The sequence below is a fragment of the Streptomyces sp. NPDC048295 genome, from assembly GCF_040652135.1.
GTDB lineage: Bacteria > Actinomycetota > Actinomycetes > Streptomycetales > Streptomycetaceae > Streptomyces.
The window spans coordinates 16,395-35,553 of the sequence record NZ_JBEZLL010000025.1 but is presented as its reverse complement, the minus strand read 5'-3'; the positions used below and the strand labels follow the sequence as shown (position 1 = coordinate 35,553).

The 19,159-nt window shown below is 71.2% G+C and carries 13 protein-coding genes and 1 riboswitch; of the genes, 5 read left to right on the top strand and 8 right to left on the bottom strand.

The features are described from left to right. Positions 1-24 precede the first annotated feature (24 nt). Entirely contained in the window at positions 25-1,164 is a 1,140-nt protein-coding gene (locus tag AB0D53_RS30545) for a PP2C family protein-serine/threonine phosphatase (RefSeq protein WP_362452303.1), read from the top strand. Between the two features lie 45 nt (positions 1,165-1,209). Here the strand turns inward: AB0D53_RS30545 and AB0D53_RS30540 are convergent, their stop codons facing one another. The 8 genes from AB0D53_RS30540 to AB0D53_RS30505 form a co-directional block, all read right to left on the bottom strand. Beyond that, positions 1,210-2,415, bottom strand: coding sequence for an aromatic acid exporter family protein (locus tag AB0D53_RS30540; protein WP_362452302.1), 1,206 nt, complete (start codon positions 2,413-2,415; stop codon positions 1,210-1,212). 97 nt (positions 2,416-2,512) lie between these two features. Next, on the bottom strand, positions 2,513-3,658 hold the full coding sequence (locus tag AB0D53_RS30535) for a glycosyltransferase (RefSeq protein ID WP_362452301.1): 1,146 nt from the start codon (positions 3,656-3,658) through the stop codon (positions 2,513-2,515). Positions 3,659-3,788: 130 nt separating this feature from the next. Continuing rightward, the gene (locus AB0D53_RS30530) at positions 3,789-5,153 is read right to left on the bottom strand and encodes an MFS transporter (protein WP_362452418.1); all 1,365 of its coding nucleotides are present in this window, start codon (positions 5,151-5,153) and stop codon (positions 3,789-3,791) included. Positions 5,154-5,746: 593 nt separating this feature from the next. After that, complete coding sequence (gene htpG, locus AB0D53_RS30525; RefSeq protein WP_362452299.1) at positions 5,747-7,696, bottom strand: molecular chaperone HtpG; 1,950 nt, start codon at positions 7,694-7,696, stop codon at positions 5,747-5,749. A gap of 55 nt (positions 7,697-7,751) precedes the next feature. Continuing rightward, positions 7,752-8,591: an SDR family NAD(P)-dependent oxidoreductase gene (locus AB0D53_RS30520; protein ID WP_362452298.1), complete on the bottom strand. Its 840-nt coding sequence runs from the start codon at positions 8,589-8,591 to the stop codon at positions 7,752-7,754. Positions 8,592-8,649: 58 nt separating this feature from the next. Further along, positions 8,650-9,423: an SDR family NAD(P)-dependent oxidoreductase gene (locus AB0D53_RS30515; RefSeq protein WP_362452297.1), complete on the bottom strand. Its 774-nt coding sequence runs from the start codon at positions 9,421-9,423 to the stop codon at positions 8,650-8,652. Beyond that, positions 9,389-10,144 (bottom strand): GntR family transcriptional regulator, encoded by a 756-nt coding sequence (locus AB0D53_RS30510; protein ID WP_362452296.1) that lies wholly within the window; start codon positions 10,142-10,144, stop codon positions 9,389-9,391. The genes AB0D53_RS30515 and AB0D53_RS30510 overlap by 35 nt, the downstream gene beginning before the upstream one ends. Before the next feature lie 32 nt (positions 10,145-10,176). Next, complete coding sequence (locus AB0D53_RS30505; RefSeq protein ID WP_362452295.1) at positions 10,177-10,731, bottom strand: VOC family protein; 555 nt, start codon at positions 10,729-10,731, stop codon at positions 10,177-10,179. Positions 10,732-10,869: 138 nt separating this feature from the next. Here AB0D53_RS30505 and AB0D53_RS30500 point away from each other — a divergent pair, with 138 nt between their 5' ends. From AB0D53_RS30500 to metE, 4 genes are all read left to right on the top strand, one after another. Next, positions 10,870-13,086, top strand: a complete 2,217-nt coding sequence (locus AB0D53_RS30500) for a thiamine pyrophosphate-dependent enzyme (protein ID WP_362452294.1) — start codon at positions 10,870-10,872, stop codon at positions 13,084-13,086. Positions 13,087-13,123: 37 nt separating this feature from the next. Continuing rightward, on the top strand, positions 13,124-14,452 hold the full coding sequence (locus tag AB0D53_RS30495; RefSeq protein ID WP_362452293.1) for a 2-oxo acid dehydrogenase subunit E2: 1,329 nt from the start codon (positions 13,124-13,126) through the stop codon (positions 14,450-14,452). 117 nt (positions 14,453-14,569) lie between these two features. Next, complete coding sequence (locus AB0D53_RS30490) at positions 14,570-15,907, top strand: MFS transporter (RefSeq protein ID WP_362452292.1); 1,338 nt, start codon at positions 14,570-14,572, stop codon at positions 15,905-15,907. 532 nt (positions 15,908-16,439) lie between these two features. Next, positions 16,440-16,656, top strand: a riboswitch (cobalamin riboswitch). Between the two features lie 162 nt (positions 16,657-16,818). Then, complete coding sequence (gene metE / locus AB0D53_RS30485) at positions 16,819-19,131, top strand: 5-methyltetrahydropteroyltriglutamate--homocysteine S-methyltransferase (protein WP_362452291.1); 2,313 nt, start codon at positions 16,819-16,821, stop codon at positions 19,129-19,131. The last annotated feature ends 28 nt before the right edge of the window (positions 19,132-19,159 follow it).

Below are 19,159 nucleotides of genomic sequence, written 5' to 3'. Positions count from 1 at the left end.
GACCGGGTGAGGTATCCCGGAGACATGGCTTCCCAGTGGTCCCTGCAGTCGATCCATGAGTCCCGGCGGCGCAGGAACGCGCTCGTGGCCATGCCGTTCGTACTGATCGCCATCGTCACGGTGGTCGATATGCTGGCGCCGCCGGATGTCCACCTCGGACCGTTCCTGGTGGCGGCGCCCGCGGTGGCCGCCTCGTTCTCCGGGCCGCGCATGACCGCCTTCGTCGGTGCGGTCGCCGTGCTGGCGCAGACACTGGTGGCCGTCGAAAGCACCAGTCTCAACGACCTCAACCACACCTACCAGATCATCGCGCTCGTACTCATCTCCGGCTTCGTCACTTTCTTCGCCCGTCTGCGAGTCCGCAACGAGCGGGCCGTGACCCAGCTGCGTTCGGTGGCCGAGGCGGCGCAGCGCGTGGTGCTCCGGCCGCTGCCGGGACGGAGCGGCCCGCTGCGCATCTCCTCGGTCTATCTGGCGGCGGAGGCCGAGGCGCAGATCGGCGGCGATCTGTACGCCGCCGCCCGCACCATGGGAGGCACCCGTCTGATCATCGGTGATGTGCGCGGCAAGGGGCTCGCCGCGATCGGTGAGGCGGCCAGCGTCCTGGGCGCGTTCCACGCCCTTTCCCGCCAGCGGTGGCTGCTGCCCGAACTGGTGGGTCATCTGGAGACGAGCATCGTCCCGGACCCGGAGGACCCCTCGCACGACTGCGGGGACGAGTGCGCCGGGGACGATCCGGACCTCGCGGAGTCCTTCGTCACGGCGGCCGTGCTCGACATCCCCGACGACGCCGCCGAGCTCCACCTGGTCAGCTGTGGTCATCCGCCGCCGTTGCTGCTGCGCGCGGGCGAGGTGATCCCGCTCGCGGTGCGGACCCCGGCCCCGCCGCTCGGTCTGGCGCGTCTGGTGATCACGGAACACACCGCGGAGACGTTCGGCTTCCAGGCCGGTGACACCCTGCTCCTGTACACCGACGGTGTCATCGAGTCCCGGGACCGGTCGGGGAAGTTCTATCCGCTGCGGGAGCGGGCCGCCTCGCGGTGCGGTGCGGGTCCCGACGCCCTGCTGGAGTCGCTCTGCGCCGATCTGTTGCGCCATGCGGGCGGTCGTCTGGGGGACGATGCCGCGCTGGTCGCCGTCGAGCGCCTGCCGGCCTCCGGGTGACGCCGGCACCGGCACCACCCCGGGGCCGCGCGGCGCGCCGGGCCGTCAGCTCCGCCCGGCGCCCAGCCGGCGTGACACGGCGCGCAGCCAGGGATGCCGTTCATGGAGCTGCGCTGAACGCCGGTCCAGCTCCTTTCCGAGGCGTTCCGTGCGCTTGTCGATGTCGAGCTCGTCCAGGATCCGGTCGACCTCGGCGAGCAGCGCGCCGTGCAGCTGCCACTGCCTGGGGTGTTCCCGGACGTCTTCGAGGAGCAGATCGGCCACCCGGTCCCTGGTCGCACGGCTGACGACGAGTGCGTGCGCCAGCCGGTCCTCCGCCTCCTCGGCGTTCTCCGCGAGCGGAGTGGTGATCAGCTCCGAGAAGCTCTCGACGGCATCTGCCATCTGGCCGAACAGTTCCGTCAGCGACTCGGCCACATCGGCGGGAAACAGTGTCTCGTCGGTACGGGCCTTGGCCAGGTCGGTGAGGGTGCGCGAGAGCACTCGCAGCACCACGGCGCAGATCTCCAGGGTGTCCAGACCGGTACGCAGCACGACCCGGTACAGCAGTCCCTGCCGGACGCGCGGATTGAGTGTGAGGCTGTCCTCGGCCTGCCGCAGCGAGGCGTCGACCTCCACGATGTCGTGGTCGAGGCGGCGGGCGGCGTGGAGCCGGTCGGCCGCCCGCTCGACGGTGATGTGCCCGCTCGCGTCCCGGCCCATCGCGCGGAGCGTCCGTCCCATCTCGCGGGCCAGGCCGTCGATGGAGGCGCCGGCGGGCTGCACCCATACGGGAGGTGCGAGGAGCAGGTTGAACAGCAACCCCACTCCGGCGCCGATCAGGGTTTCCAGCACCCGGTCCCAGGCGGTGGACGCGACCTGCGAGACGCCCAGCACGAGCATCGCGCTGATCGCCACCTCGGGTACGAACTCGCCGACGCGCACCAGTCGCCCGATGATCAGCGAGGCGAAGATCGTCAGCCCGAGGCTCCACCAGTTCAGGCCCACCAGCGCGCTGAGCGCGGTGGCGATGAGCACCCCGACCACGACCGAGTTCACCCGGCGGATGCCCGTGGTGAGCGTCGCGTAGAGGGTGACCTGCACGACGAGGAGCGCGGTGAGCGGGGCCGTGAGCGGTGCGGGGTGCGGCAGGGTCCACACCGCCACGACGTAGGCGATGACCGCGGCCGCCGTGGAACGCAGGGTCTGCGCCCCGACGGGCTCGGTCGTACGCCGGACGAGCTCGATCACGGGTGCGGATACTCGGGCCATCTCCTTCCCATGCCCGCCCGTGCGCCGTGGAAGCACCTGCGCACGGCGACACCCACCGTACGGGCGTGCGGGCCGGCGGCCCGGTCGTGGCCCGGGGTCACGGTTCGAGGGCGGCGAGCAGTTCCGCCGCGGTGGCGGTGGTCCGTACCTCGTCGGCCAGGGACCGGGCCCGCGCACGGTACGCGGGTTCCCCGAGGATGCGTTCGACGGCCGCTCGGATGCTCCGTACGTCGTCGGGGCCCAGCACCGGCGGCGCGTCCGCCGGGCCGCCGGTCGGGGTGACGGCGGCCCCCGCCCGCGCCTCGGTCACCAGCCGGGCGTTCTCCGGCTGGTCCGCGAAGAGGGGGACGCAGACCACGGGGACCCCGGCCGCGAGTGCGCCGTAGACCGTCCCCGAACCACCGTGGCAGACCACGAGCGAGGCGCTGCGCAGCACGTCCGCCTGCGGCACCCACGGCTCCACGTGGATGTGGGGCGGCAGCGGTCCGATGTCCGCCGCGTCGATGCGGTGCCCGGTCGTGAGCAGTACGCGCACCGGCAGCACACTCACCGCCTCCACCACCGCGCGGTACAGACCGGCCGCGGTGGGCAGGCCGCCCGCCTCGGTGCCGAGGGTGACATGGACGAGCGGCCCCTCCGCGCCGTTCCACCAGTCCGGCAAGGAATCCTGCCGGAGGTCTTCGTGGTAGCGGCGGGTCGCGGCGTACGGCGAGGGATCCAGGGAAGCGGGCAGGCGGGTCAGATACGGGGCGGCGAGAAGCCGCTCGGCGATGCCGGGGCCGTACGGGTCGAGCACGGGGCCCAGCAGATGGTCGGTGGAGCCGGTGAACCTCGCGGCGGAGACCGCGACCCGGGCGTGCGGGATCCCGTGGCGCTCGGCGGCGACCACCGAAGCGAACTCGAACGTCTCGTGCAGGACGAGGTCGGGCCGCCAGTCGCGGCAGGCCTCCTCCAGCGCGGGAAGCATCGCTGCGGTGCCGAGCCGGCCGAACACCTCCCCGACCATCATGGCGACGCCGTCCTCCGGTGACAGGGTCAGTCCGCGCTCCATGACCCGCGCGAGTTCCTCCTGGGGCGGCTCCCCGCCGATGCGGTACGGCTGTTTCCGGGACGCCAGTAACGCTTCGAGTGCCGGTGGGGCCACGACGAGGACGTCGTCGCCCCGTGCCGAGCACGCGTCGATGAGGGGAACGAGTGGGTGGAAGTGGCCCGAGCCGCGGGTCGAGGCGAAAAGTACACGCATAGGGCCGAGCCTAGAGATATCCGCACTCTGCCCACAGGATCGCTTTCCGCCTGATTAAGGCGCGTTTCCGGCGTTTGTGCGCCGTGCGGCCGTCAGGCCCGGCCCGCCACCGGTCGCGCCGGGCCGCACCTCACACGATGCGGGCCCGGGTGGCGAGCAGGGCGGCCAGGACGCCCGGCACGAGCAGCAGCCCGAAGGCGGCCACGTAGCCGACGTGGTCGTTCGAGCCGGCGCCCAGGAAGGCGTTGAAGACGGCGGAGGCGACGCCCAGGACGAGGATCTGGCCCAGATTCTGGTTGGTCTGCATCGCGCTGCTGGCGTAGCCCTGGCGCCCGGCCGGGGCGTGGGAGAGCGACAGCACGGTGAGGGAAGGGGCGAGCAGGCCCATGCCCACCGCTGCGACGACCATCGACGACGCGGCGGTGACCGGCGGCATCCCGGGCAGCGACCCGACAGCGGCGATCACGACCGCCACCACCTGCACCAGCGCACCGATCACGACCAGGCGGTGGCGGGGGGTCCGTTCCGGCAGGCGCCCCTGCACCCAGGAGGAGGCCGCCCAGGCCAGGGCAGCGCCGGTGAAGGCCAGACCCGTCACGACGGGGGCCACGTCCCGGCCGGTGACGAGCATCAGCGGCACCAGGGCCTCCAGCGTGAAGAACACTCCCGAACTGAGCCCGCGCAGCAGCACCGTGGCGGGCAGACCGCGTCCGGCGCGCCAGGTGCCGGCCGGCAGCAGCCGTGAGGCGAACAGCACCAGCAGGGCGAGTCCCGCCGCCGCGAACAGCAGATGGCGGGCGTCCCGGCCCGATGCTCCGTACTGCCCCAGTGCCGCGCCCGCACTGACCGCCACCGCGACCATCAGCGCGGGCCGCGGGGCCCGGTCCTCCGAAGGTTCGGGCGCGACGGGCCAGGAACGGCCGCGCAGCACGGCCACGACCGCCAGCGCCGGCAGCGCCGTCAGAACCGCGAGGCCGTAGAACACCGCACGCCAGGACCACGCCTCGGCCACCAGCCCCGCCAGCGGGGGGCCGACGAGCGACGGGATGATCCAGCAGGCACTCATCAGCGCCAGGGCACGCGGCTGCAGACGGTCGGGGTACGCCTGACCGATCGCGGCATTGATCGACACCGCGACCATTCCGCCCGCCACCCCGTCCACGAAGCGTCCGGCGGCCAGCTGCCAGATCGAGGTGCTGGCGGCCGAGACGAGCAGGGTGACCACCGCCAGCACCATGCCGGCCGCCAGCGGGCGGTGCGCGCCGGCGCGGTCCGCCCAGTGACCGCCCAGCACTCCGCCCAGCAGGCTCGCGGCCACGAAGCAGCCCGCCACCAGCGGGAAGAGAGCGACCCCGTCCAGATCCTGTGCGGCGGTCGGCAGGGTGGGGACCACGGCCAGGGCGGCGAGCCCGGTCAGGAACATCACCGCGGCGAAGGCGGCGGTGGCTGCCGCGTACGTTCCGGAGAAGAGTCCCTCGGCGGCCCCGGTCCGCAGGGGCGGGAGGTCGGCCGCCGTCGCCCGTACCGTCGTGGCCGGTTCCGCGGGGGTCGTGGGCGCGTCGTGCGATGTGCTCTTCGGGGCATCAGTCACGGGCGCCCAAGCTATGCGGACCGCGCGTCCGTGTGCCACCGGTTATTCCGCGTCGTGAACTTCCCGCGCCAGGCCGGCGACACGTGCACGGGACCGGTCAGGACCGGGACTTCGATGAGCGGGCCGACGGCTCCGGACAGGGCCTGGCCGGAGGTGACGCCGAAGGCCGCGACGGCACCCGGTCGCCGAGATCGCACCGCGTACGGGGTACCGGGCGCGACGGGCGCGCGGCGGGAGAGGCGACGGCGGCCGGGAAGCGGACCGGAGCGCCGGGGAAGGGGGCCGACTCCCGGGGAGTCGGGGCGCAGCCGGGCCACTGCCCGTATCTCGATCCTCGCTCCGGACCGCGCGGTCCGCATCCGGATCGCCCCGCCGCCACCGGCGGAACGGTCCCGGCGGCTCGCGCGGCCCCGGCCGCCACCGGTGCCGTCGCACCGGTGGCGGCCGGGGCCGTCAGCTCCTGTGCACCGCTGCCCGGCGTGCGGGAGCCGTCGGGTTCACAGGGTGCGTTCGAGGCGGTCGGCCATCAGCCTGACGAAGCGCGAGGGGTCGCCCAGTTCGCCGCCCTCGGCCAGCAGTGCCAGATCGTGCAGGAGCTCGGCCGTCTCCTGGAGACCGGTGCCGTCCTCCTCGCCGCGTTCGGCGTGCGCCCGGTTGAGGCCACTGACCAGCGGGTGCCCCGGGTTGAGTTCGAGGATGCGCTTGACCTGGGGAACGTCCTGGCCCATCGCGCGGTACATGTTCTCCAGGGCCGGAGTCACGTCGTGCGTGTCGGAGACGATGCAGGCGGGCGAGACGGTGAGGCGCGAGGAGAGCCGTACCTCCTTGACGGTGCCGCTCAGCCGGTCGGTCATCCAGCCGAGCAGATCCGCGTACTCCTGCTGCCGGCCCTCGCGCTCGGTCGCGGCCTCCTTCTTCTCCTCCTCGGTGCCGAGGTCGACCTCGCCCTTGGCGACGGACCTCAGCTGCTTGCCGTCGAAAGCGGGCTCCGCCTGGACCCACACCTCGTCGACGGGGTCGGTGAGCAGCAGCACCTCGACGCCCTTGGCGCGGAACGCCTCCATGTGCGGGGAGTTCTCGACGGCCTGCCGGGACTCCCCGGTCAGGTAGAAGATGTGCTCCTGGCCGTCCTTCATCCGCTCCACGTACTGCCGCAGCGTGGTCGGCTCGTCCTTGTCGTGGGTCGTGGCGAAGGACGAGACACCGAGGATCGTCTCGCGGTTCTCGAAGTCGCTCAGCAGCCCTTCCTTGAGGACCCGGCCGAACTCCCGCCAGAACGTGGCGTACCGCTCCGGTTCGGCGGACATCATGTCCTTGACGGTCGACAGCACCTTCTTCGCAAGCCGTCGGTGCATCAGCTGGATCTGGCGGTCCTGCTGCAGGATCTCGCGCGACACGTTGAGCGACAGGTCCTGCGCGTCGACGACGCCCTTGACGAAGCGCAGGTACGGAGGCATCAGCGCTTCGCAGTCGTCCATGATGAAGACGCGCTTCACATAGAGCTGGATGCCGCGCTGGTACCCCTGCATGAACAGGTCCTGGGGCGCGTGCGACGGGATGAAGAGCAGCGCCTGGTACTCGAAGGTGCCTTCCGCCTGGAGCCGGATGGTCTCCAGCGGGGCACTCCAGTCGTGGCTGATGTGCTTGTACAGCTCGTGGTACTCGTCGTCGGTGACCTCGTCGCGCGAGCGTGCCCACAGGGCCTTCATCGAGTTGAGCGTCTCGGGCTCGCGCGGTGCGTCGTCGGCCCCTTCCGCACCGTCGGCCCCTTCCGCACCGTCGGCGCCGTCGGCCGCCTCGGGGGCCATCCTGACGGGCCAGGTGATGAAGTCCGAGTACCGCTTGACGATCTCCCGGATCTTCCACGGGGAGACGTAGTCGTGGAGCTGGTCGTCGGTGTCCTCCGGCTTGAGCCGGAGCGTGACGGCGGTCCCCTGGGGAGCGCTGTCGACGGTCTCGATCGTGTAGGTCCCCTCACCGGTCGACGTCCACCGGGTGCCCTGGCTCTCGCCCGCGCGCCGCGTCAGCAGCGTGACCTCGTCGGCCACCATGAAGCTGGAGTAGAAGCCGACGCCGAACTGACCGATCAGCCCTTCGGCCGCGGCGGTCGACTCGGCCTCCTTGAGGTCCCGCAGGAACTTCGCGGTGCCCGAGTTCGCGATGGTCCCGATGAGCTGGACCACTTCGTCGTGAGACATGCCGATGCCGTTGTCCCGCACGGTCAGCGTGCGGGCCTGCCGGTCGGTCTCGATGGCGATGTGGAGGTCGGACACGTCCGCGCCGAGCGCGTCGTCGCGCAGTGCTTCGAGCCGCAGCTTGTCGAGCGCGTCGGAGGCGTTGGAGACGAGTTCGCGCAGGAACACGTCCTTGTTCGAGTAGATCGAGTGGATCATCATCTGCAGAAGCTGTCGCGCTTCCACCTGAAACTCGAACGTCTCAGTGGGCATAATCCGTAGTTCCTTCTCAGGTCCGCGGTCCGGGAATTGGCCTGAGCACTTTAGATCAGCCGGCCCCGTCGGCGCGGCGCCCTTCCTCCGGTCGGCTCGATGTCACCGCGTATCCGTCGGCGGTCCAGCCGCCGTCGCTGACCATCACCTGGCCGGTGATGTTCGCGGACACCGCGGAGGACAGGAAGAGGGCGAGATGCGCGATGTCCTGCGGGGTGCCCAGCCGGCCGCGCGGGGTGCGGCGGCGCAGCGCCTGTGTGTCGAGCCGTCCGGCGTCGGAGAGCCGGGTCAGCAGGTCGGTCTCGACATACCCGGGGGCGAGTGCGTTGACCCGGATTCCGAAGGGCGCCCACTCGACGGCCAGGACCTTGGTGAGGGCGGCGACGGCGGCCTTGGTCGCGCAGTACGCGGCGCGTTCGGGCCCGGCGGTCACCCCGTACATCGACGAGGTGGTGAGGACGACACCTCCGTCGCCCTCGCGCATGATGCGGGCGGCGGCGCGTGCGCAGACGAAGACTCCGGTGAGGTTGACGTCCAACGCGGTGTTCCAGCGGTCCAGTTCGAGATCGAGGGAGGGCGCGTTGGCCGACACTCCGGCATTGGCGACCATGACCGACAGCCGGCCCGTCCGGGCGGTGAACGAGGTGAGTGCCGCTGTCACCGCCTCCTGGTCGCTCACCGGGGCGGTGGCCGTCGCGATCACCTGGCCGGGGCGGCCCTCGGCCAGTGCGGGCCGTATCCGGTCCAGTTCGTCACCGTCGATGTCGAGCAGCAGCACATGACAGCCGGCGCGTGTGTACGCGTCGGCCATAGCCAGGCCGAGGCCGCGCGCGGCGCCCGTGACGCATACGGACCTGCCGCCGAGGTCGGGGTAGATCGCCGCTTCCGTCGTCATGTTCCGTTCCGTTTCCGCTCGCACTGCCGCTCTTCCCGCCCGCTGTTCCCGGTCCTGCTCAGATCATGTGCATTCCGCCGTTCACATGGATGACCTCGCCCTGTACGAAGCTCGCCGCGGGCGAGCACAGGAAGGTGACGACGGAGGCCACTTCCTCCGGCCTGCCCATCCGGCCGAGGGGGGTGGTGGCGAGAGCGGTGTCGCCGCGGGCGGCGACGTAGTCGCGGGTCATGGAGGTCTCGATGATGCCGGGCGAGACCATGTTGATCCGTGCCCTGGAGCCGAGTTCCCAGGCCAGGCTGCGGGAGAAGGCGAGCAGCGCGCCCTTGGTCGCCGCGTAGTGCGCGTGCCGGATGCTGCCGCGGTGCCCGGCCATGGAGGTCAGGTTGACGATGCTGCCGCCCTCGTTGAGGTGGGGCAGCACGGCGCGGGTGAGGTAGAAGACGCCGTTGAGGTTGACCGAGATGACGGTGTTCCACTGCTCGTCGGTCATGTCGGCGACGGACTGCTCCGGATAGATCCCGGCGGCCGGTACGAGGAAGTCGACGGAGCCGTACGTCTCGACCGCGGCGGCGACGAAGGCGTTGTTGCTCTCCGGTGAGGCGGCGTCCAGGGTGCGGGTGGTCACGGTCGCGCCCGTGGGGTCGAGCGTAGCGGCGAACTCCTCCAGTGCCCCGGCGTTCAGGTCGCCGAGCACCAGGTTGGCGCCGGCCGCGTGGAACTGGCGGGCCACCTCGCGGGCGATGCCGCCGCCCGCGCCGGACAGGAGGAGGGTCCGGCCCTCGAAGGGGCGTGCGTCAGTCTGCTGCGTCTGCTGCGTGGTCGCTGTCATGGTCGTCCTCTGTGAACAGTTCGGGATGCTGGGCCAGTTCCAGCCGTGTGCGGCGGATGTGGCCGGTGAGAAATCGTTCGGCGTCGACGGTGTCGGCCCGCTTGATCGCCTCGATGATCAGGCGGTGTTCGGCGTGGATCAGCTCCCAGCCGCTGTCGCCCGCGAGCCGGGCGAAGGCACGGCGATAATGCTGGGTGGTGTTCCAGAACCGGTCGACCATGGTGGTGATCTGGGCGACGCGGCAGCCGGCGTAGGTGAGGAGATGCAGACGGCGGTCCAGGGCGAGGAAGCGGTCCACGTCGGTGGTGAGCTCGATCTGCCGGGCGATCGTCTCCAGTTCGGCGACCTGCTCGGGGGTCAGGTTCGGAACGCTCTCGCCGAGGGCGAGCGGCTCCAGGCGTTCGCGGATCTTGTAGACGCCCTCGCACTCCGCCATGTCCATCCTGGAGACCCAGGCACCGCTGTTGGACTTCACGACGGTCAGACCCTCGGCCGCCAGTATCCGCAGGGCCTCACGTACGGGCAGCCGGCTGGCGCCGAGCTGGGCGGCGACCTGCTCCTGCATGATCCGTGCGCCGGGGCGCAGCTCACCGCTCAGGATGGCGGCACGCAGATGGTCCGCGACGCGCTGGCTGGCGACGGCGGCGCTGGATCCGGACGTGCTGGATCCGGACGGTTCGGAGCCGGACGGTTCGGAGCCGGTGGTCGGCTTGCGTGACATGACTCTCCCTGGTGCGGTGCGCGGCAGCGTGTTCAGACGGAAGGCTGCCACAGCCGTACCGGTGAGCCGGCTTCGTACTGCTTGCCTCCCGGGTAGGAGACCAGCTCCAACTGCATCCCCCAGGGCGTGAGGAAGTAGACCCAGCGCTGCCCCTCGCTCGGGCCCGAGCTGGCCGTGGGTGCGCCCAGGATCCTCACGCCGTGCCGCCGCAGGTGCGCCACGGCGGCGTCGAGGTCGGTGACGTAGAAGGCGAGGTGGTGGCCGCCGACGTCGCTGTTGCGCGGCGGTCGCGTCTCCTGTCCGGGGGCCTCGTACTCGAAGATCTCGAAGTTCGGACCGCCGGCGCAGCGGAAGAAGCGCAGCTCGCGCATCACGGCGCGCGGGTGGACGCCGAGGTGGTCGCTCATCCAGGTGCCGTCGGAGCGGAACGGGCCGAGCGAGTAGACGTGCTCGCAGCCGATCACCTCCACGAAGAAGCGGGTCGCCTCTTCGAGGTCGGGAACGGTGAAGCCGATGTGCTCGACACCGGCCAGCCCGGGAAGCCCCTGACTCCGCTCACTTGCTGAATGGATCCATCTCTCCGCCATGCATCTCACATTGCGTCGCCACAGGTGCCGTAGTCAATGGATATACCCGAAATCTGAACGTAACGTTCCAGTAACGGGGTATTGGCTATGGATCCATTGACTGCGACAGTGCTCTCCGAATCACACAGGAGAGTGCTCATGCCCACACACCGGAAACTGGCCCCCGCCTCACCCTGGACCGAGGTGACGGCGACCAAGAAGGACTGGCACGGCGCGGACCCGCGGCTGCTGACCTCGATGTTCACCCAGACCCTGCTGATCAGGACCTTCGAGGAGTACGTCCTCGACCTGGCGGGGCAGGGGCTGGTCCATGGGCCGGCGCACTCCAGCATCGGCCAGGAGGGCGGCGCCGTCGGCTCCGTACTGCCGCTGACCGGCGCCGACTTCGTCGGCGGCTCGCACCGGGGGCACCACCAGTTCCTGGCCAAGGCCCTGGGATACGTCGCGCCCGGCGGCATCGACCTGCGCCGCCCCGTCGACGACGGTGTGCGCACCGTCCTGCAGCGCAGCCTGGCCGAGATCTGCGGTCTGGCCAGGGGCTTCTGCCGGGGCCGGGGCGGATCCATGCATCTGCAGTGGCGCGAGGCCGGGGCCATGGGCACCAACGCGATCGTCGGCGGCGGCGTGCCGCAGGCCGCGGGGTTCGCCTGGTCGGCGCGGCAGGCCGGCACCGATGCCGTCTCCGTGAGCTACTTCGGGGACGGCGCGGTCAACATCGGCTCCGTGCTGGAGACGATGAACCTCGCCGCCGCCTGGAAGCTGCCGGTCTGCTTCTTCATCGAGAACAACAAGTACGCCGTCTCCACCCACGTGGACGAGGCGACGGCCGAGCCCCGGCTCTCGGCGCGCGGTCTGGGCTTCAACATCCCCAGCTGGCGCGTGGACGGCATGGATCCGCTCTCCGTGTACCTCGCCATGAGCGAGGCCGTGGACCACATGCGCGCGGGCCACGGCCCGACCGTCGTCGAGGCCGAGGTCTACCGCTACTTCCACCAGAACGGCCCGTTCCCCGGCAGTGCGTTCGGCTACCGCACCAAGGACGAGGAGAAGGAGTGGCGGGCCCGCGACCCGCTGGCCCTCGTCTCGCGTCAGCTCGTCGAGAACGGTGTCCTGAGCGCCGACGAGATCGAGGAGTGCACCGCACGGGCCAAGGCGGTCATGGCCGCCATCGGCGACGAACTGCTGGAGCCCGACCCCGGCGGCAAGCCGGGCACCCGTCGCATCAAGCCCTCCGAATGGCCCGACCCGTCCTTCCGCGACGTCGGCGTACGGGGCGACCTCAGCGAGTTCGAGGGCGTACGCCTCGCCGACACCGGCACCGGCACCGGCACCGGCACCGGCACCGATGGTTTTCAAGGGCGCCTGGAACAGCGGAAGTTCATCGACGTCGTGGCGGAGGTGATGAGCCGGCGCATGGCCGAGGACCCGTCGGTGGTCGTCATGGGCGAGGACGTGCACCGGCTCAAGGGCGGTACCAACGGCGCGACCAAGGGGCTTGCCGAGGCCCACCCGGACCGTGTCCTGGGCACACCGATCAGCGAGAACGCCTTCGCCGGGCTCGCCGGCGGCATCGCGCTCGACGGCCGGTACAAGCCGGTGGTGGAGTTCATGTACGCCGACTTCATGTGGGTCGCGGCCGACCAGATCTTCAACCAGATCGGCAAGGCCCGGCACATGTTCGGCGGCGACGGACAGGGCACCGGCGTCCCGCTCGTCCTGCGCAGCAAGGTCGCCATGGGCACCGGCTACGGCTCCCAGCACTCCATGGACCCGGCGGGAATCCTCGCCACGGCCCCCGGCTGGCGGATCGTCGCCCCGTCCACCCCCTTCGACTACGTCGGCCTGATGAACTCCGCGCTGACCTGCAAGGACCCGGTCGTCGTACTGGAGCACACCGACCTGTACGGCTCGGTCGGTCCGGGCCCGGTGGACGACTTCGACTACTGCCTGCCCGTGGGCAGGGCGGCCGTGCGCCGCACCGGATCCCGGATCACCGTCGTGACGTACCTCGCGATGACCAACTACGTACTGGAGGCCGTCGAGCAGCTGGGCCTGGACGCCGAGGTCATCGACCTGCGCTGGCTGGACCGCGCCAGTCTCGACTGGGACACCCTCGGCGAGAGCATCCGCAAGACCAACAACGTGCTCATCGCCGAGCAGGGCCCCATCGGCACCTCCTACGGCGGCTGGCTGTCGGACGAGATCCAGCGCCGCTACTTCGACTGGCTCGACCAGCCGGTGGAGCGCGTCCAGGCCGGCGAGTCCTCGCCCAGCATCAGCAAGGTGCTGGAGCGGGCGGCCATCGCAAGGACCGAAGAGGTCGTGGCCGCGCTCCAGCGGGTCACCGGGAACTGACCCTCCCCGTACGAGAGAACACCCAGGAGGGTTGATCATGGCAGAACTGTTCCGAATGCCCGCCGTGGCCGCCGACGCGGCGACGGCCGTGCTGTCCGCCTGGCAGGTGGCGGAGGGGGCGTCGTTCACCAAGGACGACGCGCTGGTCTCCATCGAGACCGACAAGGCCGAGGTGGACGTCGCCGCCGAGCAGGACGGCGTCCTGCTCAAGGCGTTGTACGAGGCCGGCGTCGAGATCGAGGTTGGTGACCCGATCGCCGTGCTCGGCGCCGTCGGCGAGCAGCCGGGTGACCTCGACGCGCTGCTGGCCGGGCTCGGCGTCAGCGCGCCCGGCGCGGCCCCGCAGGCGGTTCGCCGGGACGTACCGGAGGAGCCGGTGGCACCGCCCGCGGCCGCCCCGGCTTCCGGTGGGCAGGGTCGCGGCGGGCGCGTCTTCAGCAGTCCGCTGGCCCGCAGGCTGGCCCGGGAGGCGGGCCTCGACATCGAGGCCCTCATCGGCACCGGGCCCGGCGGCCGCGTCGTCAGGCGTGACGTCGATGCCGCGGCAGCGGCCCGGCACACACCGGCGCAGGAATCGGCCCCGGCCGTGCCTCCGGCTCCGGCTCCGGCTCCGGCTCCGGCTCCGGCTCCCAGGGAAACCCCCACCGGCCCGCGGGCCGTCGGCGCCACCGCCCCCGCCGGCACCGGCGACCACGAGGACCTCCCGCACACCCGCATGCGCCGGGCCATCGCCAGGCGCCTGACGGAGAGCAAGCAGCACACCCCGCACTTCTATCTGCGGGCGACCTGCGCCGTGGACGAGCTGCTCGCCCTGCGGCAGCGGATCAACGCCGTCAGCCCGGTGAAGGTCTCGGTCAACGACCTGCTGATCAAGGCCGTCGCCACGGCGCACACCCAGGTGCCGGAGATGAACGCGGTGTGGCAGCCGGAGGCCGTCCGCCGGTTCCGTACCGTCGACGTCTCGGTCGCCATCGCCACCGACACCGGCCTGGTGACCCCGGTGCTGCGCGGGATCGAGAACCTTTCCGTGTCGGCGATCGCCGCACGGACCCGCGCGTACGCGGAACAGGCGCGCTCCGGGGCGCTGCACCCCGCCGACCTCGAAGGCGGCTCGATCACCGTCTCGAACCTCGGCATGTACGGGGTCGAGGAGTTCACCGCCATCATCAACCCGCCGCAGGCCGCGATCCTGGCCATCGGCGCCGCACGCGACGAGGCGGTGGTCCGCGACGGTGCGGTCACCGCGGCCAAGGTGCTCGGCGTGGTCCTGTCCGTGGACCACCGTCCGGTGGACGGCGCCGTGGCGGCGCGCTGGCTCGCGGCCTTCACCGAGGCCGTGGAGAACCCGGTCCGGCTCGTCGTCTGACCCCACCCCGGCGGGCCGGGCGGACCGCGGCGTCGTCGCCGCGGTCCGCCCGCCACCGCCCACCCCTGGGCCGCAGTCCGCGTCAGGCGGCTGCCAGAGCACTCCAAGAGGACACCGATGTCTTTGATCCGCGCTTCCCGCACACCCGGTGCGGCCACAACGAACGAAACCCCGCGCGATGCGCTCGGCGGGCTGGACCAGCGCAATCTCCGGCGGCTGATGCCGCTGCTGCTGGCCGCCTACATCATGTCGTTCCTGGACCGGACCAACATCGGCCTGGCCAAGGAACGCCTGGAGGTCGACCTCGGCATCTCCGCAGCGGCCTACGGGCTGGGCGCGGGGCTGTTCTTCCTCACCTACGCGATCTCCGAAGTGCCCAGCAACCTGATCATGTACCGCGTGGGCGCCCGCTGGTGGATCACCCGGATCATGCTGACCTGGGGCGTCATCTCCTCCTGCATGGCCTTCGTCCAGGGCGAGAAGTCCTTCTACGCCATGCGGCTGCTGCTCGGTGCCGCCGAGGCCGGACTGCTGCCGGGCATCCTGCTCTACTTCACGTACTGGTTCCGCTCCGAGACCCGCGGCAGGGCCATCGGCCTGCTCCTGCTCGGCGCGTCCATCGCCAGCGTCGTCGGAAACCCGCTCGGCGGGCTGCTCATGGAGATGGACGGGTTCGGCGGCTGGCACGGCTGGCAGTGGATGTTCGTCATCGAGGGGATCCCCTGCCTCTTCCTGGCGATCGCCATCTACCGCTTCCTGCCCGACGGCCCGGCCAAGGCGCCCTGGCTGACGGCGGACGAGGCCCGGTTGGTCCAGGACGCGGTCACCCGCGAACAGGCCGAGGGCTCCGAGGCGGCGGGCAACGGCTCCGGGTCCGGCTCCCTGCTGACGGTGCTGCGCGACAAGCAGATGCTGCTGGCCATCTTCGCCAACTGGACCCACCAGGTGGCCCTGTACTCCGTCGTCTACTTCCTGCCCGGCATCATCGGCGGCTGGGGCGATCTCTCGCCGTTCACCATCGGCCTGCTCACCGGACTGCCCTGGCTCACCGCAGCCGTCGGTGCCGTACTGGTGCCACCGCGCGCGACCACGCCCCGGCGCTCCCGCAACTTCGTGGTGGTCGGCCTGCTGATGATGTTCACCGGACTCGTCGTCGCCGCTGTCGCGGGTCCCGTGATCGCTCTGCTCGGCTTCTGCTTCACCGGCCTGGCCTTCTTCGTCGTCCAGCCGCTGCTGTTCAACTTCCCCGCCACCCGGCTCTCGGGCAAGACCCTCGCCGGCGGCCTGGCGCTGCTCAACACCATCGGCATCACCGGCGGCTTCGTCGGCCCGTACATCATGGGCTACGCCGAGGATGCCACCGGCAACCACCTCTCCGGACTGTGGGTCTCCGTCGTCCTGCTGGCCCTCGGCGCGCTGGCGGCCACGCGCCTGCGCTTCTCCCCCAAGTCCTGACCCACGCCCCCGGGCAACCCCGGCCCCGACGCCGTCCGCCCCGACCGGGGTGGACGGCGTCGGCGATGACGGTCGCGTGCGGGACCGGGTCGTGCACCGCGCACCGACAGGCCGCCGGCCGCCGGTCCCCGCGCAGGAATACCGCGACCCCGGGGAACCGGGCGCAGCACGGCACGATCGGCGTCGGGTGCGAGGAGCCCGGCGGTGCTGCTCCCGGCAGTCGCGCCGGCAGAGGTCTGTGCGTGCCTCGTGACGGGATCGCGTTCGCCCTCGCGAGGCCGGGCAAGGTGTCCGCGACGCCCTGCCCGTCATCGGCGCGGTCGTCACGGTGGCGGCGACCGCGCCGAAGCAGGAGAAGCGTCCCTCTGCGCCCGCGCACCCGCACCGGCTTCGTTCGCCGCGGTGAAGGGCCGCGCCAGGGCCTGTTCCGCGAGCGTGTGGGTACCGGGATCCCGTCGTGGTGGCCCGTGTTCGCCCGGGTGTCACGTTCCGGGATGTGAACAGCAGTCCCCCCGGCAACGGTTCACCCTCTAGTCTGGCCTGTGCAGCTGGTTCGCCCTGTCCGCCAGACAGGCGCGTCGTAAGAGGGAACCCGGTGGGAATCCGGGACTGCCCCGCAGCGGTGAGCGGGAACGACCGCCGTCATACGCACTGGATCCGGTCGGATCCGGGAAGCGACGGCCAGTAGGAATCTGCCCCGGCAGATGTGCCCGCGAGTCCGAAGACCTGCCTGTTGCCCGCACGCGACCCCTCGTGTGCGGATATCCCGGTGACCTCGTGGGCGGGTCGGCGTACATATCGGTCGGAGGACCGCGCACTGGGCGTGCGTGGGATCCGTCCGGTTCGTCATTCCTTCGCGTCCGTGTCCCGTCACCGGGATCTCAAGGAGTCATCTCGCGAAGGAGATTTCCGTGACAGCACAACCCGCGACCGCACGTGCCACCGTGTACGGCTACCCCCGTCAGGGCCCGGACCGGGAACTGAAGAAGGCAGTCGAGGGCTACTGGAAGGGCCGGGTCACCGCCGACGCCCTCCAGGAGACGGCAGCCGGCCTGCGCCGGTCCAACTGGCGGCGCTTGGCGGACGCCGGTGTCCACGAGGTGCCCACCGGCGACTTCTCGTACTACGACCACGTCCTGGACACCAGTGTCATGGTCGGCGCCGTCCCCCAGCGGCATCGGGCGGCCGTCGCCACCGACGCACTCGACGGGTACTTCGCGATGGCCCGCGGCACCCAGGACGTGGCGCCGCTGGAGATGACCAAGTGGTTCGACACCAACTACCACTACCTCGTCCCCGAGCTCGGCCCGGACACCGTCTTCACCACCGATTCCACCAAGCAGGTCACCGAGCTGAAGGAAGCCCTCGCGCTCGGGCACACCGCCCGCCCGGTACTGGTCGGCCCCGTCACGTACCTCCTGCTCGCCAAGCCCGCCCCCGGGGTGGCGGCCGGCTTCGAACCGCTCACCCTGCTGGACCGTCTGCTGCCGGTCTACGCGGAGGTGCTCGCCGATCTGCGTGCCGCCGGGGCGGAGTGGGTACAGCTCGACGAGCCCGCGTTGGTCCAGGACCGGACGCGGGCCGAACTGAACGTCGCCGCCCGCACGTACCGTGAACTCGGCGGCCTGACCGACCGGCCGAAGCTGCTCGTCGCCACCTACTTCGACCGGCTCGGCGAGGCGCTCCCCGTCCTTGCGAAGGCCCCGGTCGACGGCCTGGCGCTGGACTTCACCGAGGGCGCCGCGGGCAACCTCGAAGACCTCGCCGCCGTCGGCGGGCTGCCCGGCAAGCGGCTCGTCGCGGGCGTCGTCAACGGCCGCAACATCTGGATCAACGACTACGAGAAGTCGCTGGCCACCCTCGCCACGCTCCTCGGTCTCGCCGGCCGGGTCGACGTGGCCGCCTCCTGCTCCCTGCTGCACGTCCCCCTCGACACGGCGCCGGAGAGGGACATCGACCCGCGGATCCTTCGCTGGCTCGCCTTCGCCGAGCAGAAGGCCACCGAGGTCGTCGCACTGGCGAAGGGCCTGGCTCAGGGCACCGGCGCGATCACCGCCGAGATCACCGCCAACCGCGCCGATCTCGCCTCACGCGCACAATCCCCTCTCACCCACGACCCCGCCGTACGGGCCAGGGCCGCCGCCGTCACCGACGCCGACGGCCGCCGCTCCCAGCCGTACCCCGAGCGCGCCGCCGCCCAACGTGCCCACCTCGATCTGCCGTTGCTGCCCACGACCACGATCGGGTCCTTCCCGCAGACCGACGAGCTGCGCGCGGCCCGTGCCGGTCTGCGCGCGGGCCGGATCGACACGGCCGGATACGAGGAGCGGATCAGGGCCGAGATCGGCGAGGTCGTCGCCTTCCAGGAGAAGGCCGGCATCGATGTCCTGGTGCACGGCGAGCCCGAACGCAACGACATGGTCCAGTACTTCGCCGAACAGCTCACCGGCTACCTCGCCACCCGGCACGGCTGGGTCCAGTCCTACGGCACCCGCTACGTCCGCCCGCCGATCCTGGCCGGCGACATCTCCCGCCCCGCACCGATGACGGTGCGCTGGACCTCGTACGCCCAGTCGCTCACCTCGCGTCCGGTCAAGGGCATGCTGACCGGGCCCGTCACCATGCTGGCCTGGTCCTTCGTCCGCGACGACCAGCCGCTCGGCGAGACCGCCCGGCAGGTCGCCCTCGCCCTGCGCGACGAGGTCGACGACCTGGAGGCCAGTGGCACATCCGTCATCCAGGTCGACGAACCCGCCCTGCGCGAAACCCTTCCGCTGCGCGCGGCGGACCGCCCCGCGTACCTGGAATGGGCCACCGGTTCGTTCCGTCTCACCACCAGCGGTGTGCGTCCGGACACCCAGATCCACACCCACATGTGCTACGCGGAGTTCGGGGACATCGTCCAGGCCATCGACGACCTCGATGCCGATGTCATCAGCCTGGAGGCCGCCCGCTCCCACATGCAGGTCGCCCGCGAGCTCGCCGCACACGGCTATCCCCGCGAGGCCGGACCCGGTGTGTACGACATCCACTCCCCGCGCGTACCCGGTGCGGACGAGGCCGCCGGCCTGCTCCGCAAGGGACTCGAGGCGATTCCCGCCGAACGGCTGTGGGTCAACCCCGACTGCGGTCTCAAGACCCGCGGCTGGCCGGAGACCAGGGCTTCCCTGGAGAACCTGGTCTCCGCGGCCCGTACGGTACGGGCGGAGCTGCCCGTGTCCTGACGGCTGACGCACGACGGCCGGGGCGCCC

What these genes read in the sequence shown, in the direction of transcription:
- AB0D53_RS30505 (WP_362452295.1), bottom strand. Translation starts at nt 10,731, where the DNA reads ATGGCGGAGAGATGGATCCATTCAGCAAGTGAGCGGAGTCAGGGGCTT.
- AB0D53_RS30520 (WP_362452298.1), bottom strand. Translation starts at nt 8,591, where the DNA reads ATGACGACGGAAGCGGCGATCTACCCCGACCTCGGCGGCAGGTCCGTA.
- AB0D53_RS30490 (WP_362452292.1), top strand. Translation starts at nt 14,570, where the DNA reads ATGTCTTTGATCCGCGCTTCCCGCACACCCGGTGCGGCCACAACGAAC.
- htpG (WP_362452299.1), bottom strand. Translation starts at nt 7,696, where the DNA reads ATGCCCACTGAGACGTTCGAGTTTCAGGTGGAAGCGCGACAGCTTCTG.
- AB0D53_RS30535 (WP_362452301.1), bottom strand. Translation starts at nt 3,658, where the DNA reads ATGCGTGTACTTTTCGCCTCGACCCGCGGCTCGGGCCACTTCCACCCA.
- AB0D53_RS30495 (WP_362452293.1), top strand. Translation starts at nt 13,124, where the DNA reads ATGGCAGAACTGTTCCGAATGCCCGCCGTGGCCGCCGACGCGGCGACG.
- AB0D53_RS30540 (WP_362452302.1), bottom strand. Translation starts at nt 2,415, where the DNA reads ATGGCCCGAGTATCCGCACCCGTGATCGAGCTCGTCCGGCGTACGACC.
- AB0D53_RS30545 (WP_362452303.1), top strand. Translation starts at nt 25, where the DNA reads ATGGCTTCCCAGTGGTCCCTGCAGTCGATCCATGAGTCCCGGCGGCGC.
- AB0D53_RS30510 (WP_362452296.1), bottom strand. Translation starts at nt 10,144, where the DNA reads ATGTCACGCAAGCCGACCACCGGCTCCGAACCGTCCGGCTCCGAACCG.
- AB0D53_RS30515 (WP_362452297.1), bottom strand. Translation starts at nt 9,423, where the DNA reads ATGACAGCGACCACGCAGCAGACGCAGCAGACTGACGCACGCCCCTTC.
- AB0D53_RS30500 (WP_362452294.1), top strand. Translation starts at nt 10,870, where the DNA reads ATGCCCACACACCGGAAACTGGCCCCCGCCTCACCCTGGACCGAGGTG.